Raw genomic sequence first — 22,000 nt, 5'->3', positions numbered from 1 at the left:
AAGTACATCACGCCGAAGCCCACCCGCGGTCGGCGAGACCGCGCTGTTTCCCGGCCGGCGGTGACGCCGGCAGAGGCGTGCCCGGCGGGTCAGCCGATCGGGTCCAGGTGGGCGAAGAACGCGCGCCGCCGTATCAGCGGGTAGGCCAACCCGGTCAGCGCGGCGCCGGCGGCCGGCACCAGAGCGGTCCGCAGCAGGGTGAGCCGGGCCCCAGGCGGTCGGCCGGACGGCGGTCGGCCGGGCATGCCCGCAACCTCGTGGCCTGTCGCCGCCTGGGCGACCACCTCGATGTCAGGGTCGAGGTGCATGTGCAGCGTGAGACGCGGAGCGGAGGAGGTCCTCCGCCCCGCGTCGCTTCCGCGGTCGGTCAGCACGTGTCGAAGTAGCGCTGCGCGACGATCGACTGGCGGACCCGGTTGCGGCCGAGTTCGGCCGCGCTGGAGACGTTCGACGTCCCGGTCACCGTGAAGTACACCCGGGAGAAGTCGTTGGGTGAGTAGCTGGTCTGCGCCGGCGCGTACGAGACCTCCACGATCGTGGAGCCGTTGCTACCCACGACGGCGTTGGGGGGTGTGTAGACGGTCCGGTAGCCGTGCCGGTTCAGGGCCGAGCTGGCGATCTGGCGGGCGTCGGAGTAGCAGATGGACTTGACGAACCAGCCGGAGTGCCAGCTCAGCGGGGCCTGAGCCGACGCTCTCGTCGCGGGCACGAGCGCGGTGCACACAACGGCCAACGCCGCTAAGAGGAGCCAGAGCCGAGGGACCAGCGAGAGATGCTTCACCGTAGTTCCTTTCGATCGGGTGGTCGGAGCGACCTGCCATCGACGATCGGGGCAGGGGACGGTGTCCGGCGAGAGCGCCGGACGCATTTGGCCGCGCCCGTTGAAAGCCGCTGGTCGCAGCGGTGCCGGGTGTGCTCCAGGGGGTGTCCGGCCCCGCCGGACACCTGGCGGATGCCCTCGCCCGCGGCGCCGCACCGCGCCGGCCGGGTTTCGACGGCGCGGTCGCCGCGGCGGCCGGTCCCGTGCACTTCCTGCATTGCTTGCCGCGCAATAGGACGTGGAGGAACCGGCTCAGGTCTCTGGCCCAGCCGAGGGAGGCGTCCACCTCGGTGACGTCGTAGAGCGGGGCGTCGGCTTTGGTGCCCCACAGGATGGAGTACAGCCGGGGGTGCTTGCCGCCAGAAGTTGCTGGTCGTGAACAAGGGGGCGGTGAACGCCTTGGTCCAGGCTGCCGATGCGGCCCCGCTCGTGGCGCGTCACCCGCGACGGCCGTCCCCTACCTCCACGTCGATCTTCAACGCCCGCGCGTCGCCGGCCCCGGCCATCAGCGTGCGTGCCGCCTCGTGGTCCGGCGCCGAAGGCCGCTCAGGTAGCGGGGCGATCACCTCGTCCGGCCGGAGATGCTGTTCGGCGATTCAGGCAGAGCTTGCGATGATGCGTCAGGCCTGAGCCGGCGACAAGGGTGCCATGTTGCGAATCACTTGTCATGCGCCGACATGAAAGCAACGTGCGGAGGGCGTTCACAACCGCCCTGGTAGCGACCTCGCAGCGCCTGCACAGGAACGGCGCTCTGGGCGGGGTGACGCAGGGGACGGCCCGGAACAACGGCATAGCGGGTCACAGCGGCCCTCCGGCCGCCGGCAGATCGGTCACGATCCTCTGGGCGGCCCTTTCGGTGATGCCGACGCAGCTCTTCGGCTCGCACTACCACCCGGCGCCGATCCCTGGCATGTGCACGCTCGCTTCCAGCCGGACGGCCCCCTCGGGAGGGCCGCCAGGCGAACCGGACCCCTTTGCGGACGATCCGCCTAGCTGATCCGGACGGTGAGGCGGCGTCTGGTGGGCGTTGGCTCCCTGCGCTCGCCGAGGAGGGTCATGAGCTGGTCCATGGCAACCTCGCCGAGCTTTTCGCCGTCCACGTCGATCGAGGGGACGTCGCCCAGGCCGAGACTCTCGACGATCATGCGCTCGGAGCTGACCACGATATCGCGGATTCCGCGGCTGAGCAGGGCGAACATGAGGCCGAGGCCGATCGAGGTCGCGTAGGGGACTACGGCGGTGGCGCGGGCGGCCACCACGGCCTCCGCCGTCTCCACTCCGGCGGCGAAGGTCGAGGGGTAGGGGCCGAGCATGGTCAGCGTCGCACCGCTCGACTCGGCCGCGGCGCGGATGGCTGCCTGGCGCTGACGATCCTGCCAGGAGCCCGCGGGGCCGCCGATGTAGAGGATGCGCTCGTGACCCTTCTCGGCGAACCGGGTGACGAGCGCGCCGAAGGCGGTGGCCGTGTCGGCGACGGCCGACGTCATGCCCTCGATCTCACGGTCGATGAGGACGGTCGGCTTGAACGACGCGGCGGCGCGGACGATCTCGTCTGAACCTCGGGGCGCGGTGAGCAGGAAGCCGTCGACCTGGTGCGCGAGTTGCTCGACCGCGGCGAGCTGGGCCGCGTGCTCCAGAGAGTGCACCGCGATGGTCAGCTGCATGCCCGAGTCGGCCGCGCGCGCCTGAGCCCCGCCGATGATCGGGGTGAAGAAGGTGTTGTCGAGCGTGGGCACCACGACGGCGACCACCCCGGTCTTCCCGCGGGCCAGCTGGGTGGCTGCCCGGTTGGGGACGAATCCGAGCTGCTCAGCGGCTGCGCGGACGCGGGCCACCGTTTCCGGGGCGGCCAGGTCCGGCCGGCCGAGGGCGCGGGAGGCCGTCGCTTTGGAGACCCCGGCCAGCGCGGCGACGTCCGCGAGTGTCGGCACTGATGCTCCTCCTTGAGTCGTTACACGGAATTCACACGCGGGTTTGTGCGAGAGGCCGCTCATAATCTATGGTCGGGCTCCTGGAACCGGTTCCACAACCGGTTCCAGGCAAGCGTACGCCACGGAGAAAGGACGCCGACATCTCCCCCAAATCGGCCCTTCTACTGGTGCCTGGTCTTCTCCTTCTCATCGCGGGTTTTCTCATTCCCTCCGCCGCGATGCTCTTCGCGCCGCCGGACGTGCCGGCCAGCGAGATCTTCGCGCGCCTGGGCGAGATGCTCACGGATCCCTACGACCTGGAGGTGATCGGGCGCACGGTCGGGCTGGCTCTGGCTGTCACGATCATCTGCGTCGTCCTCGGCTTTCCCATCGCCTACTGGCTCGCCCGCTCGCCGTCACGCTGGAGCGGAGTCTTCCTGGCAGTGGCGATCTTCCCATTGATGCTGAGCAACGTGGTGCGGACGTTCGGCTGGCTGGTGATCCTCGGCTCCAAGGGGGCGCTCGGCCAGCTGCTCGTCCAGCTCGGCATCGTCGACGTGGCGCCGCAACTGCTCTACACCAAACTGGCGATCGTCCTCGGCCTCACCCAGCTCTTCCTGCCGCTGGCGATCATTTCCTGTTACTCCGCCGTCGCCCAGGTCGATCCCGGCCTGGACGACGCCTCGCGCGGGCTCGGCGCGAGCAGGATCCGCACGATGTGGAACGTCGTCATCCCGCTGACCATGCCGGGCATCGTGGTGGCCGCCACCCTGGTCTTCGCGGGGTCCGTCACCGCCTACACCACGCCCTATCTGCTCGGCGGGTCCAGCCAGCGGATGCTCTCCACGCAGCTGTTCAACTACGCGAGCACCACGGTCGACTGGGCCTCCGCCTCGGCGACGGCGCTCATCATGACGGTCCTGGTCTTCCTGGTCTCCGGGCTGTCCTCGCTGATCGGGCGGAAGGGGGCCACCTCATGAAGCGGCCGATCACAGCGGCGCTCGCGGTCATCGGCTACGTCATCATGATCGTGCCGATCATCTTCGTGGTCGCCACCGCCTTCACGGCGGGAAGCACCCTGAGGTTCCCGCCCGACGGGATCTCCCTGCGCTGGTTCGACGAGGCCCTCGGCTACGAGCCGTTCATCGAGGCCGCGATCTCCAGCCTGCAGCTCGCCATGCTCGCCACCGTGCTCGCGCTGCTGGTCGGCGTGCCCGCCACGCTCGCCGTCCACCGGGGAAAGCTCCCTGGCAAGGGCCTGGTCGAGGGGTTGTTCCTGTCGCCGCTCATCGTCCCCGAGCTGGTCGTCGGCCTCGCGCTGTTCCAGCAGCTGATGATCGGCATGGACCTGGGCAACTTCAGCACCCTGCTGGTCGGGCACACGGCGCTGATGCTGCCGTATGCGGTGCGCGTGACCGGCGCCTCGCTCGCGCTGGCCGATCCCGGGCTGGAGGAGGCCGCCCGGGGGCTCGGCGCCTCACCGCTGCGCGCGTTCTTCACCGTGACGTTGCCCGTCCTGCGTCCGGGAATCTTCTCTGCCGGGCTGCTCAGCGTGGTCACGTCCTTCAACAACGTGCCGCTGTCGCTGCTGCTGCAGGGGCGCGACTTCCGGACGCTGCCGGTGACGATGCTCGACTACGTGCAGCAGTCCTATGACCCGATGGTCGCCGCCGCTTCCACCCTCATCCTGGCCGCCACCGTGGTCATCGCGGTGATCGCCGAGCGGACGGTCGGATTCGCCAAGATCTTCGGAGGGATCAACCAATGACCGCAGCCGCCGAGTTGATCGGGGTCACCCAGAGGTTCGGCTCCTTCACCGCCGTCGATGAGATCGGCCTCGCCATAGCACCAGGGAAGCTGACGACGCTGCTGGGCCCGAGCGGCTGCGGCAAGACCACCACGCTCAGGATGATCGCCGGCTACTCGGCACCGACGTCGGGGACGATCCGCATCGACGGCATCGACAGCACGCGCACGCCGCCGGAGAAGCGCGATCTGGGGATGGTCTTCCAGTCGTACGCGCTGTTCCCGCACATGACGGTGGCCGACAACGTCGGTTACGGGCTCAAGCTGCGCAAGGTGCCATCCGCGGAGAGACGGTCGCGGGTCATGGAGACGCTCGAGCTCGTCGGTCTCGCGCACCTGGCCGACCGCAAGCCGAAAAAGCTCTCCGGCGGGCAACAGCAGCGGGTGGCACTGGCCAGGGCGATCGCGATCAGGCCCAGGCTCCTGCTGCTCGACGAGCCGCTGTCCAACCTCGACGCCCGCCTGCGCGTCCAGATGCGGGCCGAGATCAGGCGCATCCAGGCGGAGACCCAGCTGACCGTCATCCTCGTCACCCATGACCAGGACGAGGCGCTGGAGATGTCCGACGAGATGGTGATCATGAACGAGGGCAGGATCGTGCAGCAGGGCTCTCCTCAGCAGGTCTTCCCCCGTCCGGCTGACCGCTTCGTCGCCGAGTTCCTCGGCTACGAGAACTTCCTCACCGCGGCCGACGGCACCCCGCTGACCATCCGGCCCGAACATCTGCGCGTCGTCGAGAACGGTCACAAGCAGGGTCACGGCCTTGACGCGATGGTGGTCGACGTGGCCTTCCGCGGCGTCGACCTGCTGGTCTCGCTCGACGTGGTCGACCCGTCGGGCGCCACCGTCAGGCTGCTCGCCGACGTACGCAGCGGCGCGACCCTGACACCCGGATCAAGCGTGACGGTGATCGCGCCAGACGACCGTCTGGTCTCACTCCCCCGTTGAAAGCCCGCTGAAAGGAACGACCCCATGCCCACGCGCCGTGCCGTACTGGCCGCTGCTCTGACAGTGCTCGCCGCAGCCGGATGTTCCGGCTCCGGCTCCGGTGAGAAGCAGGCCGAGCAGGACACCATCGTCGTCAGCACCTTCCCCTTCGGTGTGAAGGAGTTCGAGCAGGCGGTCGTCGCTCCGTTCACCGAGCAGACGGGAATCAAGGTCGAGCTGGACACCGGGTCCAACTCCGACCGGCTGTCGAAGCTGAAGCTCGCCAAGGGCGAGCCGGAGGCGGACGTGGTGCTGATCTCCGACTACTTCGCCGCACTCGGGCAGAAGGACGGCCTCTTCCAGAAGGTCGATGTGCCCAACATCAAGGAGCTGGCGCCGTTCGCGACCGAGGGCGCCTACGAGGGGCCGGCCTACACGCACCAGCTCAACGGGATCATCTACAACACCGGCCAGCTCAGCCAGAAGCAGGCCGCCGACTGGGAGTTGTTCGCGAACCCGGCGAACAAGGGAAAGGTAGCGCTTCCTGATATTTCGGTGACCGCCGGACAACTTATGATCTCGGGCGTGGGTGAGTCGTACGGCAAGGGCCCCTACGACATCGACGCCTCGTTGAAGACCCTGGCCGGCTGGGCGCCGAACGTCCTGCAGTTCTACACCTCCTCGACCGAGGTCACGAACCTGCTGACCCAAGGCGAGATCGTCGCCGCCGACGCGCTGAGCGGCTTCGCCACCAAGCTCGTCACCTCGGGTGAGCCGATCGCCTGGACGGCTCCCGCCAAGGGCCGCTACATGGCCACCAACCGGGCGATGATCCCCAAGGGCGCGCGCAACCAGCAGGGAGCGGCGAAGTTCATCGACTACATGCTGTCGGCCGAGGCGCAGAGCGCCATGGCGAAGGCTGTCGGCGACCTGCCCACGAACCCGAAGGCCGAGATCCCGGCCGACATCGCCAAGGTGACGGGCGAGGCGGCGAAGGATCCCGTGGCCGCCGGGTTCAAGACCCTCGACCCCGCCCAGCTCGTCGACACCCGCGCCACCTGGGTCGACCGCTTCACCCGCGAGGTGGCCGGCAAGTGAACCTCGACCTGATGCCCAAGGTCGACCTGCACTGCCACCTCATCGGCACCGTGCGCGCCTCGACCTTCGCCGAGCTGGCCAGGCGGGCGGGGCTCGACCTGCCTGACACGCCCGAGCGGATCTACGCGGATGTGAACTCGCTTCCGCCGGACCCGGCGCTCTACCTGAACACCCGGATCCCGGTTCCGCAGGGCAGGAGCGCGGACGAGCCCGAGACCTCCTACTCGCTGTTCCAGGTGTCCTCGTGGGTTCTCCAGGTCCTGCGCGACCCCGACGATCTCACCCGAATCACCTATGAGGCCTTCGAGGACGCCCACCGGACCAGCGCGACCAGGCATCTCGAGCTCTCCTTCGACGCGCTGAGCGAACATCAGGAGAAGCTCGGCTACGCCACGGTGATCGAGGCGTACGCCGAGGGCATCAGGATGGCAGAACGCGACTTCGGCATGTCGGGCAGGCTCATCGCGGCCATCGACCGGAGCACGTCGGGCGAGGAGGCGCTTTCCTGGATACGCACGGTCGTGGACAACCCGCACGACTACGTGGCGGGGATCGGGCTGGACAACCTCGAGACCGCCGGGCCGCCCGAGCGGTTCGAGGCCGCCTTCCGGCTCGCCGGTGAGGCCGGGCTCCGCCGCACCGCTCACTCCTCCGAACACGCGCCCGTGGCCGCCAACACGGTCACCTGCCTCGACATACTCGGGTGCGACCGGATCGACCACGGCTACTTCGTCCTCGAGGACGACGAGGCCGTCGCCAGGGTCAGGGACGAGCAGACCCCGTTCACCGTCATCTCGACCACCTCGCGGCGCTCGTGGCGGCCGTGGCGGCGGGCGTCGATCGCGGCGATGATCGAGGCCGGGCTCAACGTCATTCCCGCTTCCGACGACCCCGGGATGTTCCCGACGTCGCTGGCGAACGAGTATCGGATCCTCTCGGACCAGCTCGCCGTACCAGATGAGCGGTTGCGTGCGATGGCGCTGGCCGGGGTGGAGGCGTGCTGGCTGCCGGAGCCTGAGAAGGACGCGCTGCGCAAGCGCTTTGAGAGTGAACTCGCGAACATGGAGTGATCGGCACGCTGCGTCGGCGGAAGATTCGAAAGCCGGCAAGCTCCTCGCTGAGGACCCGTTCGCCCTGCTGACGGGCATGCTCCTCGATCAGCGGATCCCTGTGGAGATCCTTCATCGGGGCGAGTTATGCGTGACCGAGGACTCTCCAGCGCCTCTCCTACGCCATCGAAGCCGAGCTCATCGGCGACGATCGTATCCCCGCTGCGCGAAACCCTGGAGGAGCTGCTCGCCGAGCCGCTGACCTGGGTCGGGGCCTTCGACGGCGGCCAACTGCTGGGAGCCCTCGGCCGCACCCTGGTCGGCGAGGCACTGGACCGCGCGGGCACCCGCACGGTCGTGGTGGCCACCGGCCGCGACGACGAGCCCGCCCGTGCCCCATCGCTTGACCCCAGGGACCGCGCCGGCGCTGACGTCGCTCCACAGCCCGTGGAGCCGGCACTTCGCTTCCGGCGATCGTCGCCCGTCTCCCGGCTTCTCCAGCTGTTCGAAGCCAGCGCCTGGGCGGTGTGGCACCCGTTCTCGCCATAGCGTCACTATGGGCGCCAACACGCGGACAGCTCAGCAAAGGCCACAATCAATCACGCCTCACCATGGACGCGCGCCCACGGGGAGCGTGCCGCCTTGAAGCGGACCGAGGCGAAGGTGTGATTGCTGAACGAGCCGGGTTCGATGTCCTGCAGATCGTCCGGCACCAGGTGCCTCGGTCCCGCTTGGTCAGGAGTGCCCGGACGATCGCTGTTCGCCGGCGTGGCGGCCGCTGACTCCGGCGTATAGCCGTCCGCGGCGTCTTTTCGGCCCGCCATCCATCGCGTGGGGCACAAGGTCGTGCTTCGATGTTGCCTTGTCCGTACATCACATGAATCGCACGATCGAGAGGTCACCCATGCCGGATCTTGACGACCCGACCGCCACGTTCCAGGAGTTCGACCGCGACGGGGACGGATACATCACGCGCGAGGAGTTCGCGCTCGCCATGAACTCGCGCGGCGAGGAGGTCACCACCGCCGAGCTCGACTCCATCTTCAACGTCTCGGATGAGCGCGACGGGGACGTGGACGGGCGCATCTCGCTGGCGGAGTTCCTGGTGGCCTGGAACAAGTGACGGAGCGCCGGCCGCCGTCGGCCGGTCCTTCGCGGTGGGCGACGGCGGCGGCGTGGGTGCGGCCGGCCACGCCGAGGTCGGCGTTGGGACGTCGGGGGCCCGGACGGCGATGCGCTCGCCGCGGGTGGGCATGGCTGTCAGCTCTCCGCAAGGTCGGCCGTGGTGGGGATCGGGCCGCCACCGTCGGGGATCCAGCGGCCCGAGTCGCGCCATCTGACGGCTTCGTGGAAGCCGTGGTCAGCGGCGAACCGCTGGAACCAGCGGCCCTCCGGCGAGTGCCGGGTGATGCCGTCGAACAGCGTGGCCAGGAGCTGCGTGCCGTGCAGGCCCATGTTGTCGTACGCCTGGTTGATCATCAGCTTCTGCATGGCGAGCTGGTTGACCGGCACGCCCGCGATCCGGTCCGCCAGCCGCTCCACCCGCGCGTCCAGTTCCTCGGCAGGTGCCGCGTCCAGCACCAGCCCCCACTCCGCGGCGGTGAGGCCGTCGATCGTGTCGCCGGTCAGCAGCATCCGCTTGGCGCGCTCGGCGCCCAGCCGGTACACCCACATCGCCGTCGTCGGACAGCCCCACACCCGCGCGGGCATGTAGCCGATCCGGGCGTCCTCCGCCATCACCACCAGATCGCACGACAGGGCGATGTCGCTGCCCCCGGCCACCGCGTGACCGTGCACCTTGGCGATGGTCGGCTTCAGCGACCGCCACAGCGAGAGGAAGTCGTCGGTGAACTGCTTCATCATCGTGCAGTCCCGGATGGGGTCCCACACCGTGTCGCCGTCGGCGGAGCCTTGGGTGCCCTTGCCGTCCTCGGCGTAGATCTTCAGGTCGTACCCCGAGCAGAAGGCCCGCCCCCGCCCCCTGCAGCACGATCACGTGCGCCTCTGGATCCTCGTTGGCACGCCGGACGGCGGCCGCGAGGTCGCCGGGCATGTGGGAGTCGATCGCGTTGAGCCGGTCCGGCTGGTTGAGGGTCAGGTACGCCTTACGGTCCCTCACCTCGTACAGCACGCGAGGCTCGACGTCGGCGTCGGTCATCGAGGCTCCTCCTCACCGGTGGGAGCCGACGGTGCGGGCGGCGCGGCGGCCAGCAGGGAGTCAGCGATCTGGCCCCACCGCTCCAGCAACGCCTCCCGGCCGGCGTCGTCGCGGTGGAGCACCTCGGAGATCGCCATGCCACGCAACAGCTGCACCGTCAGCTCGGCCACCAGCGGATAACCCGGCGCTGCCGTCGCCTCGGGGCCCAGCACATCGCCGAGCACGCGGTACAGATCCCGCCTGACCGCACCCTCGGCGCGGCGCAGCACCTCCCGCAGCCGCGGATTGGTACGCGCCACCGCCCACAGCTCCAGCTCCGCACCGTAGGAGGGGCTGCGCAGCAGCGACCCCAGCACCCGCAGCGAGCGCGACAGACGCTCCTTGCCCGGCGCCGTGACGGCCGGCTCCTTGCGGACCGCTTCCTCGTTGCGCTCCACCAGCAGTCCGACCGCCGCTGCGAGCAGGTCCTCGTGCGTGGGGAAGTGATGCAGCAGCGCGCCCCTGCTCACGCCGGCCCGCCGCTGCTCCTCCCGGCTGACCACGTCACCTCGTTCATTCACCGTCAGCTCTGACTGTAAGAGGAGCATAGCGGCACCGCGCAGCGGGCGAACCCGTGTTCCGGTCAGCGGATGCGTCGCCCTGTTTCGGCACAGGAGTAACCGCCCAGCGCCTCCACACTGGCGCGGAAATCGGGACGCTCCAGGAGTGCCCACAGCGGAGCCAGCAGGTCCTCGGAGAGCTCGCCGGTGCGGAGTACCAGGTCGTAGGGTTCCTGGGCCACCGGGACGAAGTCGAGCCCGAACGCGCGGGCTGCGGCGAGGATGCCCATGCCGGCGTCCGCCCGGCCCGCGGCCACGGCCGCGGCCACCGCGAGGTGGGTGTGCTCCTCGCGCGAATAGCCGGGCACCTCACTCGCGTCGATGCCGAGGCGTGCCAGCTCGTGGTCCAGCAGCGCCCGCGTGCCGGCGCCTCGCTGCCGGTTCACATAGCGCAGGTCGGGTCGGGTCAGATCCTTCACCCCGGCCAGGCCGAGGGGATTGCCAGGTGCGACGATCAGTCCCTGGTCCCGGTGAACCAGCCGGACCACGGCGACGTCCGCGGCCGGACCCAGCAGCTTGTCCACGTACGGCAGCGTGTACTCGCCGGTCGACGGGTCCAGCAGGTGCGACCCCGCGATGTGGCACAGTCCGTCACGCAGGGCCACGAGGCCGCCCAGCGAACCGACGTTCGACGACGCCAGCGTGATCAGCGGGTCGGCGGCACGCAGTGCGGAGGCCGCGAGATCGAGCACCAGGTCGTGCGAGCCGATCGCGACGATGGTCCGGCGGATCTCGGACAGGCCACGCAGCAGTTCGACCCGGACCTGTTCGCCGGCGTGGTGGCCCTCCACTCCGGAGGGCACCACGAGCAGGCCGTCAGCGCGTACGAGCGAGGTGAGCACGCCGGCGCCCCGGGGCAGCGGGGTGGCCACGAGCTGATCGCGCACCCGGCCGAGACGTACCCGCACCCAGTCGTCCATGCCGATGGCGGACGGCAGCTTCCTCGCCAGGCGTGCGACGGCCGACGGGCGTTCACGCGGCGCGGCGCCCTCCAGTTCGGCGAGGAGCGGAGCCGCGAAGATGTCGAAGGTCAGCGCCGCGGACACCGGGTAGCCCGGGACTCCGATCACGGGTGTCGCGGCGACCGCGCCCAGGACGACCGGGTGGCCGGGTCGCACGGCGACCCCGTGGACCGCCACGACGCCGGCGGCGGCGACCACGCGAGCGGTGTAGTCGTCCCGCCCGGCGCTCGAACCCGCGATGAGCAGCACCAGGTCGGCGTCGCGGGTGGCCTCTTCGAGCACTGCGGTGATGGCCTCGGGGTCGTCGGGGACGATCTCGGTGACCCGGGTCTCGCAGCCCGCCTGCCTCGCCTGGGCGGCCAGCATCATCGAGTTGGTGTCGAGGATGTCACCGGGGGCGAGCTCCGCTCCGATCGGGCGGATCTCGTCACCGGTCGGCACGATCACCACGCGCGGCGCGCGGCGGACACCGAGTTCGGCCGCTCCCGCCGCCGCGCAGGCGGCGACGTCCACGGGGCGCAGCCGGTGGCCTTCCGGGAGCAGCAGCTCACCGGCGCTGATGTCCTCCCCGATGGACCGGACGTGCTGGTAGGGCGGAACGGCGGCCCGGAGCTCCGCCCCGCCGTCCGCGGTGCGATGCACGTGTTCACGCATGACCACGGCGTCGTACCCGTCGGGCAGCGGGTCGCCCGTGTCGACGACCTCGAAGTCGCCGGCGGCCAGGAACACCGGGCTGGTCTCGGCCGCGCCGACGGTGTCGGCGGCGCGTACGGCGATGCCGTCCATGGCCGCGGAGTCGAAGGCGGGTGAGGATCGCAGCGCCCACACCGGCTCGGCCGTCACCCGGCCCACGGCGGCACCGACCGATACCCGGACCGCGTCGACCCGGGCGGGACACCCCGCCGCGGCACGTGCCTCGCGCCAGACGGCAAGGGCATGCGCCGCGGGGACATCGGAGACGAAGGGGCTCTCTGCGCTCATCGGTACAGGATGACCTCTACCTCGGTGCCCGCGTCCAGGCCGGTGGCCGGTTCGGGCACGATCACGTATCCGTCGGCGCGGGTCAGGACCGACAGCAGCGCCGACGGGCCGAAGATCGGCTCCGCCACGCCGTCCCGTACCCTGACCTGGACCACGTCGAGCCGGCCGGCCGCCGAGGCCAGGTCGCGTGAGAGCCGCGCCCGCGTGCTCGGCTGCGGCGGCGGGGTCTCGCACCCGGCGATCCGCCACAGCAACGGCACCCCGACCTGCCCGAACACGACCAGCGCGGACAGCGGGTTGCCCGGCAGCCCGATGAGCGGGATCCCGGAGCACTCGGCCAGCAGCGTGGGCTTGCCCGGCTTGACGGCGATGCCGTGGCACCAGATCTCACCGATGGCGGCGACCGCGCCCGCCGTCTCGTCCCTCGCCCCGACCGACGAGCCCGCCGACACGACGACCAGGTCGGACTCGGCCACGGCCGCGACCAGCCGCTCCTTGAGCGCGCCGGGCTCGTCCGGGACGATGCCGGCGATCACCGGCTCGCCGCCCGCGTCGGTGACCAGCCCGGCCAGCGCGGAGGCGGTGGCGTCGCGCACCTGCCCGGGTGCGAGCTCCACCGTGCCGGGGGGCACCACCTCGTCCCCGGTGGAGATGATCGCCACCCGGGGGCGGCGGTGCACGGCGACCGTGGTCACCCCTGCGGCGGCCAGGAAGCCGAGGTCCGGGGCGCGCAACGGCCGGCCGCCGGAGGCCAGCACGCCGCCGGCCGCCACGTCCTCGTCCGCGCGGACGATGCCGCCGCCCGGTGCGACGGGCCGGGTGACCTCGATCGTGCCCGGCATCGTCTCCGCGGTGTACTCGACCATCACCACCGCGTCGGCGCCGGCCGGAAGCACTCCCCCGGTCGGCATCGCGACGCATCCGCCGGCCCGTACCGCCACGGTGGGCTCGGCGCCCATCCGCACCGCGCCGAGCAGGTCGAGGTAGGACGGAAGCCCATCGGAGGCGCCGTAGGTGTCCATCGCCCGGACCGCGAAGCCGTCCACGGTGGACCGTGCGAAGCCGGGCAGGGCGGCGGGCGCCGTGATGTCCGCGACGGGCACCCGGTGCAGCGCCGCCGACAGCGGGACGCGCTCCGCGGGCGTGCGATGCGCGGGCCGGAATCCGGAGCGGACCTCGGCGAGGGTGCGGGCGGTGAAGAACTCCCTGCCGCTCAACGGTCCGGTTGCTCCTTAGAGCCTTCGGGCCGGGGCTGCGGGCGAGCCGCGGCTGCGCCCTTGCTCAGCCCGAGCACGGACACCACCGGGCCCAGTGCCACCTGTCCGAGCCCGCAGATCGAGGTCTTGCGCATGGTCTCCTCCAACTGCAGGATACGGCCCCTCTGCGCGTCATCGAGGGTCGAGGACCCCGTGTCCAGCACGCCGCGCAGCAACTCGTGGGCCTTGGTGGATCCCACCCGGCAGGGCACGCATTTGCCGCACGACTCGTTGCGGAAGAAGCGCAGGACGTTCGTCGAGGCAGCCAGCAGATCGGTGCCCTCGGCGAGCACCACCAGCGCGCCGGAGCCCAGCATGGTTCCCGCCTCGGCGAGTGTCCCGAAGTCCAGCGCCAGGTCCAGCTTGTCGGGGCCGATGAAGTTGGAGGACGCTCCACCGGGCTGGACGGCGCCGACTCGAGCGCCGCCGAGCACGCCGCCGGCGATGTCGATCAGCTCGCGCACCGTCGTGCCCATCGGCACGCAATAGACGCCGGGGCTCTCCACGTGCCCGGAGACGGCGAAGAACTTCCAGCCGACGGAGTCGCCCTCGCCCTGCTCGGCCCACCATTCGGCGCCCCGTTGCAGGATCACCGGCACGTCGGCGAAGGTCTCCACCGAGTTGATCAACGTCGGATGGCCGTGCAGCCCGTAGTTGCCCGGGAAGGGCGGCTTGTTGCGCGGCTCGCCGCGGTGGCCCTCCATGCATTCCAGCAGCGCGGTCTCCTCACCGAGGATGTAGCCGCCGGGCGAGACGAAGATGTCGAGTTCGAGGCGCCGGCCGCTGCCGCAGGCGTTCTCGCCGATCACGCCGGCCTGGCGCAGTGCCGTGATCTCCGCGCGCAGCACGCGCTCCTCGGGGCCGTATTCGTGCCGGATGAAGATCCAGCCCTGCTCGGCCCCGACCACGGCCATGCCGAGCAGGAGGCCTTCGATCACCAGGTGCGGCTGATCGGTCAGGATCTGGCGGTCCTTGAACGTGCCCGGTTCGGACTCGTCCGCGTTGCAGATCGCGTACTTGACGCCGCCCGGCTCGGCGGAGGCGACCAGGCCCCACTTCTTGCCCGTGGGGAACCCGGCGCCGCCCATCCCGCGCAGCCCGGAGGCCTCCAGCGTGGCCACCACGCTGGAGGCGCTCATCTCGCCGGCCAGCAGCGCGCGCAGGCTCGCGTAGCGCGTCGAGACATCCGATCCGGCCGGGTACGGATCGTTGGGCCAGGGCTCGGCCCGTCCTGCGACGGTGGCCTCGGCGAGTTCTCCGTCCCGTGCGGCGCCGACGAGGGAATCGACGTCGGCGACCGGCGCCGGGTGCTCGTTCACGGCCAGCGCGGGGGCGATGTCGCAGCGGCCCAGGCAGGACACCTCGACGAGCTCGATCTCCGTGTCATCGCCGTAGCGTTCGCGCAGCTCCGCGATCCGGTCGTCCGCCGAGCGCAGCCAGCACGACAGGTCGTGGCACACGCTGACGGCCACCTTGGCGGGCGGGGTCGTGCGGAAGTGCGGGTAGAACGAGATGAGGCCCTCGATCTCGTAGAGCGGCCGCCGCATGGTGCGGGCGAGCTCCTCGAGCTCCTCTCGCGGCAACCAGCCCAGCCGCGCCTGGATGGCGTTGAGCGCCGGGATCAGCGACGGCCCGGGGAACTTCCCGGCCCGTGCCTCCACACCCGGCACCCGGGGACGTCCCAACTCGAAACTCAGGGTCATCTAGACACTTCCCATGTTGCTGAGGGGCTCCGCGTCTTCCACGCTCAACGCCTCGACCTGGATCGCGCAGAACTTGAACTCGGGGATCTTGCCGTAGGGGTCGACCTCGTCGATCGTCAGCAGGTTCGCCGCCGCCTCCCGGAAGTGGAACGGGATGAAGCAGTTGCCCAGCTGCTCCCGGTGGGAGACGCGCACCTGCAGGGTGATGGCCCCGCGCCGGGAACGCACCCGGGCCATCTGACCGTGCGACAGCCCTCGGTCGGCGGCATCCTTGGGATGCATGTACACCTCGGCGATCGGCGAGATCGTGTCCAGCGCGTACGACCGCCGTGTCATCGACCCGGTGTGCCAGTGTTCGAGCAGCCGGCCGGTGTTGAGCACCAGCGGGTACTCCGCATCCGGCAACTCCTTCGCCGGCAGCCAGTGCGCCGGGACGAGATGGGCGAGGCCGTCGTCGGTGTTGAACCGCTCGTCGAACAGAACCACGGTCCCGTCGGAGTGCTCGGGGTCGTCGTTGGGGTAGAGCTTCCCGGTCAGCCCGAGGTTGGCGTGGCGCAGGTTCGCGTACGACGGCATGAGCTCGACCATCTCGTCGAACACCTCGCTGGGCGAGGAGTACGACCAGTCCAGCCCGATCCGCTGGGCGATGTCCTGGATGATCTCCCAGTCCACCCGTGCCTGGCCCGGCGGGTCCATCACCTTGCGGCCGAGCTGCACCCGGCGGTCGGTGTTGGTGTAGCTCCCCTCCTTCTCCAGGTACGACGACGCCGGCAGGATCACGTCGGCGAACTCCGCGGTCTCGGTCAGGAAAATGTCCTGCACGACGAGGAAGTCCAGCTGCGACAGCGCCTTGCGCACCTTGTTGATGTTGGGGTCGGACAGGAACGGGTTCTCGCCCAGCATGTACATGCCGCGCACGCCGCCGGGCTTCAGCACCGACCCGATGATCTCGGTGACGGTGAGACCCCTGTTGGGGTCCAGTTCGACGCCCCAGGCCTCCTCGAACCGCCGGCGGGCGGCCTCCCGGTCGACACCCTGGTAGTCGGGGAAGAACATGGGGATCAGCCCGGCGTCGGAGGCGCCCTGGACGTTGTTCTGCCCGCGCAGCGGGTGCAGGCCGGTCCCCGGTCTGCCCACGTTGCCGGTGATCGAGCAGAGCGCGATCAGGCAGCGGGCGTTGTCGGTGCCGGTGGTGTGCTGGGAGATGCCCATCCCCCAGTAGATGACTCCGGCCTTCGCCTCGCCCCAGACTCGCGCGACCGTACGGATCAGGTCCGCGTCGACGCCGGTGATCTGCGCGGCGCGTTCCGGCGGGTAGTCGTTGACCGTGCGGACCAGTTCCTCGAAGCCGGAGACCCGGGCCTTGACGAACTCCCGGTCGACCAGGCCGAGCCGGATCACCTCGTGCATGACCGCGTTGTAGAACGCCACGTCGGTGCCGGGCTTGACCTGGCAGTGATAGTCGGCGTGCTCGGCCACGGTGCTGGCGCGGGGGTCGACATAGATGATCTTCGTGCCGCGCCGCCGGGCCTGCTTGAAGAAGGAGCTCGCGACGGGGTGGTTCGCCGTCGGATTCGACCCGGTGATGATCACCACTTCGGCGTTGGCGACGTCGCCGTACGTGGTCGAGACCGCGCCGGAGCCGACCCCCTCGAACAGCGCGGCCACCGACGAGGCGTGGCAGAGCCGGGTGCAGTGGTCGACGTTGTTGGTGCCGAAGCCGGCCCGGATCAGCTTCTGGAAGAGGTAGGCCTCCTCGTTGGAGCACTTCGCGGAGCCGAACCCCGCGATGGCGCCGGGGCCCTGCTCCGCGTGGATCTCCTTCAGCCGCCGGGCGACGAGGTCGAGCGCCTCCTCCCAGGTGGCCTCGCGGAAGTGCGGCAGCACTTCGTCGTAGTCGACCAGGCCGCCGGGCTTGCGCCGGCCGTCCTTGCCGTTCTTGCTCAGCTTGGCACTGCGGCCGCCGCCGCTGCGGTCGCCGCCGGCGCCGGCGCGCCCCCGGTCGTTGTCCGCGTCGCCGCGCACGTCCGCCGACAGCGGACCCTTGGGATAGGACGACTCCTTGCGGATCAGGGGCACGGTGAGCCGCTGCGGCGACGCCGCGTAGTCCCAGCCGTACCGGCCCTTGACGCACAGCCGGCTCTTCGAGCCCGGCTGGTCGCGGCCTTCGGCGAAGGCGATCGCGCCGCGTGACCGGTCGACGTAGTAGGTGAGGGCACAGCCGACGCCGCAGTACGGGCACACGCTGTCGACCGCGTCCAGCTCCTCGCGGGGCCGGATGGGGATGTTGTTGATCGCCTTGTTGGTCAGCGCGCCGGTGGGACAGGCCTGCACGCACTCGCCGCAGGTCACGCACGAGCTGGCGCCCATCGGGTCGTTGAGGTCGAAGGCGATCCTGGTCGAGTAGCCCTTGCCCGAACGGCCGATGACGTCGTTGCCCTGGATGTCGTCGCAGGCCCGGACGCAGCGGTCACAGAGGATGCACGCGTCGTGGTTGACCTCGATCACCGGGTTCGACGAGTCCACTCCCCGGCCGGAGCCGCACGGCAGGTCGGTGGTCTCCTTGGCCACGTCGAACCGATCGGCGAGGTCGAGGAGCAGGTTGTCGCCGGTGGTCGTCTGCTTCGGATCCTCCGCGCGCGGCGGCTGGTCGGAGATCAGCAACTCGGTCAAGGTGGCCCGGTTGCGCTCCAGTTCCGGCGTGCTGGTCCTGACCTGCATGCCGTCCTCGCAGGGGCGCACACAGGCCGCGGCGAAGACCCTGCCCCCCGTGTCGACCACGCACATGCGGCAGACGCCAACAGGGTCATAGCGCTCGTTGTGGCACAACACCGGGATATCGATGCCGACCTGCTTCGCCGCATCGTAGATGCTGGTGCCCTCGGGCACGGTCACAGCACGGCCGTCGATCTCGGCCGTCACAGTCCGGACGGCCGTTACCGGCTCCTCGAGAGTCGTCATCTCAACTCCGTCATTCGAGCGGCTAGTAGCATACAGAATACGGCATACAATCCGGCCCCCACAATGCGGCACTCGCAGTCTAAAGTGTCAACTCGACGCCATTTAGCACCAAATTCGGCGTTAGTGGCAGTATGGGTAGATTGTCAAGCTATGTGAACGTATGCGCGTCCCCGAGTTAAGCATCGAGCAGCAGATCTTCAAGATCGGCCGCCGCGATGCGCCCCTCCTCGTCCAGGCCGCGCGCGGCATAGTACCCGGCGATCATCGACCGCAGGCGGTCGGCGTCGAGCACGGCACTGCGGCCGGAACCGAGCTCGAGCGGCGTCTCCAGCATCCGGGCCGGCAACGTGTCATCGGCCGCGGTGGCACCCTCACGCAGGTTGAAAGCCCGTTTCGCCCGGACGATCCGCCGCGCGGCGCCGCGTAGCTCGTCGGCGTCCAACGGCCATCCGGTGACCAGAGCGAGCAGCCTGGCCCACTCCGTGAAGGGATCGTCGAAGACGCCGCGAAGGAACTTGCACAGGATCATCGAGTCCATGACCGCGGCTCGGTCCTCGGTGCCGACCGCCGCGGCGACGTGGGCGGCGCCGCCGTCGAACCGGTCGAGTTCGCCCGACAGATCGGCCTCGTAGGCGCCGGACCGGTTGTGATCGGCTCCCCTGGCGTTCACCGCGAGCCCGAGCGCCATCGACTGGAGGCTTCGCGGCTCGTAACCGGGCAGCTCCAACCCCTTGACCTGCGGCGCGAAGTCGATCGAGCCGTGGCCGACCGCCTCGGCGGCCCGGCGCGAACCCTGCGCCAGCAACTCCCCCAGGCCGGGCGAGCGCGTCCCGATCGCGTCCAGGGCCCGCAACACCGCCTTGCCGTCGCCGAACCGCAGCCACGGCTCGTCGATGAGGCCACGCTCGACACACTCCATGGCCCAGGCGATCGTGCCGCCCGCGGAGATGGTGTCGATCCCCAGTTCGTCGCATCGCGCGCTGGCGGCGAACACGTCATCGGGATCGGAAACCCCGCACAGCGGGCCGAGCGCGAAGACGTTCTCGTACTCCATCCGCTGGCCGCCGCCGCCCTTGCGGGAGTAGATGTGCTCACAGCCGATGGAGCACGACGCGCAACTGTTACGCGCCACCCCGCGCAGTTCGTGCAGCTCCTCGGCGGCCAACTGGGGCGCGCCCTCGAAGGTCGCCGCGGTGAAGTTGCGCGTGGGCAACGTGCTGACGGCGTTGAAGGCCAGGAGGTTGGCGAGCGTGCCCAGCTCCCTGTACTTCGCGGTGGCCGGCCCGAAGCTGCGCTTACGCAGGTCACGGGCGGCGGCGAGGACACCTGCTTGATCCGCGACCGACACCTTGGTCGCCGCCCTGACCAGCACGGCCTTGATGTTCTTCGCCCCCAGCACCGCGCCCAGGCCACCCCGGCCGGCATGGCGGCCGTCATGGCTGATCGTCGCGTACCTCACCCCTCGCTCGCCCGCGGCGCCGATGGCCGCGGTGCGCCAGTTGCGGCCGAACCGCGACTTCGCCGCGGTCTCGGCCTCGCCGGCCGCGAGCCCGGCCAGGTCCGGCGCCGGCTCGAGACGTACGCCGTCGCCGTCGATCAAGAGCACCGAGAGCTCGTCGGCACGACCACGGATCACCAGCGCGTCATGCCCGGTGAGCTTGCCGGAGATGGCGAACTGGCTGGAGGCGAGGGCATCGGTCAGCAATCCGGTCAACGGCGACTTGGCCACGACCGCGAATTTCGCGCTGGTCGTCAGCGGAGTCCCGACCAACGAGGAGAAGACGAAGGCCAACGGCGCCGCCGGAGCCAGCGGATCGACACCGGGAGGCGCCAGCCGATGCAGCAACCAGGTGCCGAGCCCCACCCCGCCCAAGTAGGACCGCAACACCCGCTCCGTCAGCTCGAACGGGGTGCCCGTGGCCTCCCGGCCACCGACGTCGACGAGCAACGCTCGTCCGAAGAAACCACCAGGCGCCATGCTCCGACCCTAAGCCTCATCCGCCGGCGTCCGCGGACAGGAAGGAAACGACGTCCCCCGCGACCAGAGGCAGCAACTCATCCCGGGTGATCTGATCACCATTGAGCGCGGCCACGACGTGGCGGTCCAACGTCAGCCCGACCGAGGCGGCCGCGGCTCCGAGCGTGGCGGTCCGGACACCTCGCGGCCGGTGCCCGCCCTTCTTCGCCAACGCCCCGAAACACTCGACCACGATCTCCGGTGGAGGCCGATCACGGGCAGCCGCATAGTCCTCCGGGGTGTTGACGTTCACCACGGATTCCAGCATCGGATCATGCCGGGCGAGCGCGGTGTCGGCGAGCAGCTGCTCGTCGCTCAGTTGAGCCACCTCGCAGTGCTTGAAGAGCATGCCCGGCCGGAGGTCGCCCTCGGCGAGGAGATCCGCGACCAGCCCGGCCAGGGCGGTCCGGTAACCGGCCGCCAGCGGTTGCCGGAAACCACGTGCCACGGGCAGCACGACGTCGGGCCCCGAGGCCAGGCCGCGCAGTACGCACCGGACGAAAGCCGGATGGAGGAACGGCAGGTCGGTGGAGCATACGAAGGCGGTCTCGGCCCGGTCTGCCACCGCCGCCAGCCCCACGGCCAGGCCCTGCATGGGGCCGAGCCCTTCCACAGGATCCTCGACCACGGTGACCCCCGAGGGCAGTGGCGGCAACTCCTGCCCAGGGGCGGCCACCACGACGACCGGGCCCCCGACCGTCCTGGCGAGCACCGCTGTGGCGCGATACAACAACGTGGAACCGTGCCACTCCAGCCAGGCCTTCGGCTTCCCCATCCGTGTGGAGCGCCCGCCCGCAAGCACAACGCCCGCCGCAGTCTGCATGCCCGCATGCTAAGCCACCGCTCAACCGCCCATACGGAGGCCACCCCTTGGACGAACGATCAGCCGATCGGATCAGTGACGCCGCCCCCGGAAACGCTCCAGGAATTGCCGTGCCTTCTGCTGGTTCCGCGGGTCGCGCGCCATGCGCTTGGCCTTCTCGACTGTCTGCTGCCCCTTCGGGCTGCGCAGATATGCGCGTACTCGCTCCATTAGCTTGCTCATACCTATGCATCTACCCGGGAGGACGACCTTATGCCGCTGCCGAGTGGCGGCGGCCGGCACTCCCTGTGACAGACATCACCCACCCGCGCTGGCTCCCCGGTTCCCGCCGTGAGAGGGCCGATGCGGGTCGGCGTGTATGTGCGTACGCATCCCTTGCGGGTCGAACAGGATGAGAAGCTCGACCACGCCTCCGTCGGCGCTGCCGCCAGTGCGGCAAGGACGTGTCGAACTCGGCTGCCTCACCGGGCGGCAACGTCAGGTCGCGCTCGCCGAGGACGAGCCGCCTTCCGTTGAGCACGTACAGCCATTCGAAGCCGTCGTGGGTCTGCGGGGTCGGTACGAGCGGTTCCGGCTGGGCAGGGATGATCATTTTGAACGCTTGTACCCCGCCGGCCGCCGGGACAGCGGCACGAAGGTCATCCCGAACCTCCGGATCGGCGTGAGGTGGATCCGGGGGTCGCCGGTGCGCGGGGCTCCTACGAGCTCGTCCAGCGGAACGTCATAAGTACGGGCCAGCGGCAGCAGCAGCTCCAGGGTCGCCCGGCGCTGCCCGCTTTCCAGCCGGGACAGGGTGCTCTCCGACACGCCGGTCGTCGTCGCGAGGTCGGCGAGAGTGATGCCGCGGTGACGACGCAGCGCACGAAGCCGCGGCCCCACCGCGTCGAGCACCTCATCGATTTCATGATCCACGAGGTCATTTTGCCAGAA

19 protein-coding genes and 1 pseudogene are annotated in these 22,000 nt (G+C 70.0%); 7 read left to right on the top strand and 13 right to left on the bottom strand.

What is annotated here, in order from left to right; genetic code table 11:
* Positions 1-89 precede the first annotated feature (89 nt).
* From ID574_RS42720 to ID574_RS42710, 3 genes are all read right to left on the bottom strand, one after another.
* Positions 90-308 (bottom strand): hypothetical protein, encoded by a 219-nt coding sequence (locus ID574_RS42720; protein WP_188194745.1) that lies wholly within the window; start codon positions 306-308, stop codon positions 90-92.
* A 59-nt stretch (positions 309-367) separates the two neighbouring features.
* Entirely contained in the window at positions 368-781 is a 414-nt protein-coding gene (locus tag ID574_RS42715; protein WP_188194744.1) for a hypothetical protein, read from the bottom strand.
* 1,028 nt (positions 782-1,809) lie between these two features.
* Complete coding sequence (locus ID574_RS42710) at positions 1,810-2,751, bottom strand: LacI family DNA-binding transcriptional regulator (RefSeq protein WP_188194743.1); 942 nt, start codon at positions 2,749-2,751, stop codon at positions 1,810-1,812.
* Positions 2,752-2,969: 218 nt separating this feature from the next.
* On the opposite strand from ID574_RS42710, the gene ID574_RS42705 reads away from it, so the two are divergent.
* The 7 genes from ID574_RS42705 to ID574_RS42675 all read left to right on the top strand — a co-directional run bounded on the left by ID574_RS42705 (position 2,970) and on the right by ID574_RS42675 (position 8,733).
* Complete coding sequence (locus ID574_RS42705) at positions 2,970-3,710, top strand: ABC transporter permease (RefSeq protein ID WP_223167656.1); 741 nt, start codon at positions 2,970-2,972, stop codon at positions 3,708-3,710.
* Entirely contained in the window at positions 3,707-4,498 is a 792-nt protein-coding gene (locus tag ID574_RS42700; RefSeq protein ID WP_188194741.1) for an ABC transporter permease, read from the top strand. Before ID574_RS42705 ends, ID574_RS42700 begins: the two co-directional genes overlap by 4 nt.
* Positions 4,495-5,484: an ABC transporter ATP-binding protein gene (locus tag ID574_RS42695; RefSeq protein WP_188194740.1), complete on the top strand. Its 990-nt coding sequence runs from the start codon at positions 4,495-4,497 to the stop codon at positions 5,482-5,484. The genes ID574_RS42700 and ID574_RS42695 overlap by 4 nt, the downstream gene beginning before the upstream one ends.
* Positions 5,485-5,508: 24 nt before the next feature.
* Complete coding sequence (locus tag ID574_RS42690) at positions 5,509-6,561, top strand: ABC transporter substrate-binding protein (protein WP_188194739.1); 1,053 nt, start codon at positions 5,509-5,511, stop codon at positions 6,559-6,561.
* Positions 6,558-7,631, top strand: coding sequence for an adenosine deaminase family protein (locus ID574_RS42685; RefSeq protein WP_223167655.1), 1,074 nt, complete (start codon positions 6,558-6,560; stop codon positions 7,629-7,631). The genes ID574_RS42690 and ID574_RS42685 overlap by 4 nt, the downstream gene beginning before the upstream one ends.
* A 126-nt stretch (positions 7,632-7,757) precedes the next feature.
* The gene (locus tag ID574_RS42680) at positions 7,758-8,159 is read left to right on the top strand and encodes a hypothetical protein (protein ID WP_188194738.1); all 402 of its coding nucleotides are present in this window, start codon (positions 7,758-7,760) and stop codon (positions 8,157-8,159) included.
* A 355-nt stretch (positions 8,160-8,514) separates the two neighbouring features.
* Positions 8,515-8,733: an EF-hand domain-containing protein gene (locus ID574_RS42675; RefSeq protein WP_188194737.1), complete on the top strand. Its 219-nt coding sequence runs from the start codon at positions 8,515-8,517 to the stop codon at positions 8,731-8,733.
* Positions 8,734-8,870: 137 nt separating this feature from the next.
* Here the strand turns inward: ID574_RS42675 and ID574_RS42670 are convergent, their stop codons facing one another.
* The 10 genes and pseudogenes from ID574_RS42670 to ID574_RS42625 form a co-directional block, all read right to left on the bottom strand.
* Positions 8,871-9,551: a crotonase/enoyl-CoA hydratase family protein gene (locus ID574_RS42670; protein WP_262496119.1), complete on the bottom strand. Its 681-nt coding sequence runs from the start codon at positions 9,549-9,551 to the stop codon at positions 8,871-8,873.
* Positions 9,552-9,764: 213 nt separating this feature from the next.
* Positions 9,765-10,328 (bottom strand): TetR/AcrR family transcriptional regulator, encoded by a 564-nt coding sequence (locus ID574_RS42665; RefSeq protein WP_188194736.1) that lies wholly within the window; start codon positions 10,326-10,328, stop codon positions 9,765-9,767.
* Positions 10,329-10,390: 62 nt separating this feature from the next.
* On the bottom strand, positions 10,391-12,310 hold the full coding sequence (locus tag ID574_RS42660) for a molybdopterin biosynthesis protein (protein ID WP_188194735.1): 1,920 nt from the start codon (positions 12,308-12,310) through the stop codon (positions 10,391-10,393).
* Positions 12,307-13,527 (bottom strand): molybdopterin molybdotransferase MoeA, encoded by a 1,221-nt coding sequence (locus ID574_RS42655; protein ID WP_188194734.1) that lies wholly within the window; start codon positions 13,525-13,527, stop codon positions 12,307-12,309. The genes ID574_RS42660 and ID574_RS42655 overlap by 4 nt, the downstream gene beginning before the upstream one ends.
* Positions 13,524-15,269 carry an NAD(P)H-dependent oxidoreductase subunit E gene (locus ID574_RS42650; protein WP_188194733.1) on the bottom strand — a complete coding sequence of 582 codons (1,746 nt, stop codon included), beginning with the start codon at positions 15,267-15,269 and terminating at the stop codon, positions 13,524-13,526. The genes ID574_RS42655 and ID574_RS42650 overlap by 4 nt, the downstream gene beginning before the upstream one ends.
* Positions 15,270-18,230 (bottom strand): formate dehydrogenase subunit alpha, encoded by a 2,961-nt coding sequence (gene fdhF, locus ID574_RS42645; protein ID WP_188194732.1) that lies wholly within the window; start codon positions 18,228-18,230, stop codon positions 15,270-15,272.
* A gap of 175 nt (positions 18,231-18,405) precedes the next feature.
* Entirely contained in the window at positions 18,406-20,208 is a 1,803-nt protein-coding gene (locus ID574_RS42640) for an aldehyde ferredoxin oxidoreductase family protein (protein ID WP_188194731.1), read from the bottom strand.
* A 16-nt stretch (positions 20,209-20,224) separates the two neighbouring features.
* Positions 20,225-21,070 carry an NTP transferase domain-containing protein gene (locus ID574_RS42635; protein ID WP_188194730.1) on the bottom strand — a complete coding sequence of 282 codons (846 nt, stop codon included), beginning with the start codon at positions 21,068-21,070 and terminating at the stop codon, positions 20,225-20,227.
* Positions 21,071-21,142: 72 nt separating this feature from the next.
* The gene (locus ID574_RS42630; protein ID WP_188194729.1) at positions 21,143-21,292 is read right to left on the bottom strand and encodes a hypothetical protein; all 150 of its coding nucleotides are present in this window, start codon (positions 21,290-21,292) and stop codon (positions 21,143-21,145) included.
* A 75-nt stretch (positions 21,293-21,367) separates the two neighbouring features.
* Positions 21,368-21,982, bottom strand: a pseudogene (locus ID574_RS42625) (helix-turn-helix domain-containing protein).
* Between the last annotated feature and the right edge of the window lie 18 nt (positions 21,983-22,000).

The organism is Nonomuraea sp. SYSU D8015, from assembly GCF_008065375.1.
Lineage (GTDB): Bacteria > Actinomycetota > Actinomycetes > Streptosporangiales > Streptosporangiaceae > Nonomuraea.
The sequence above is the reverse complement of the archived record's forward strand: the minus strand, read 5'-3'. Positions and strand labels throughout refer to the sequence as shown.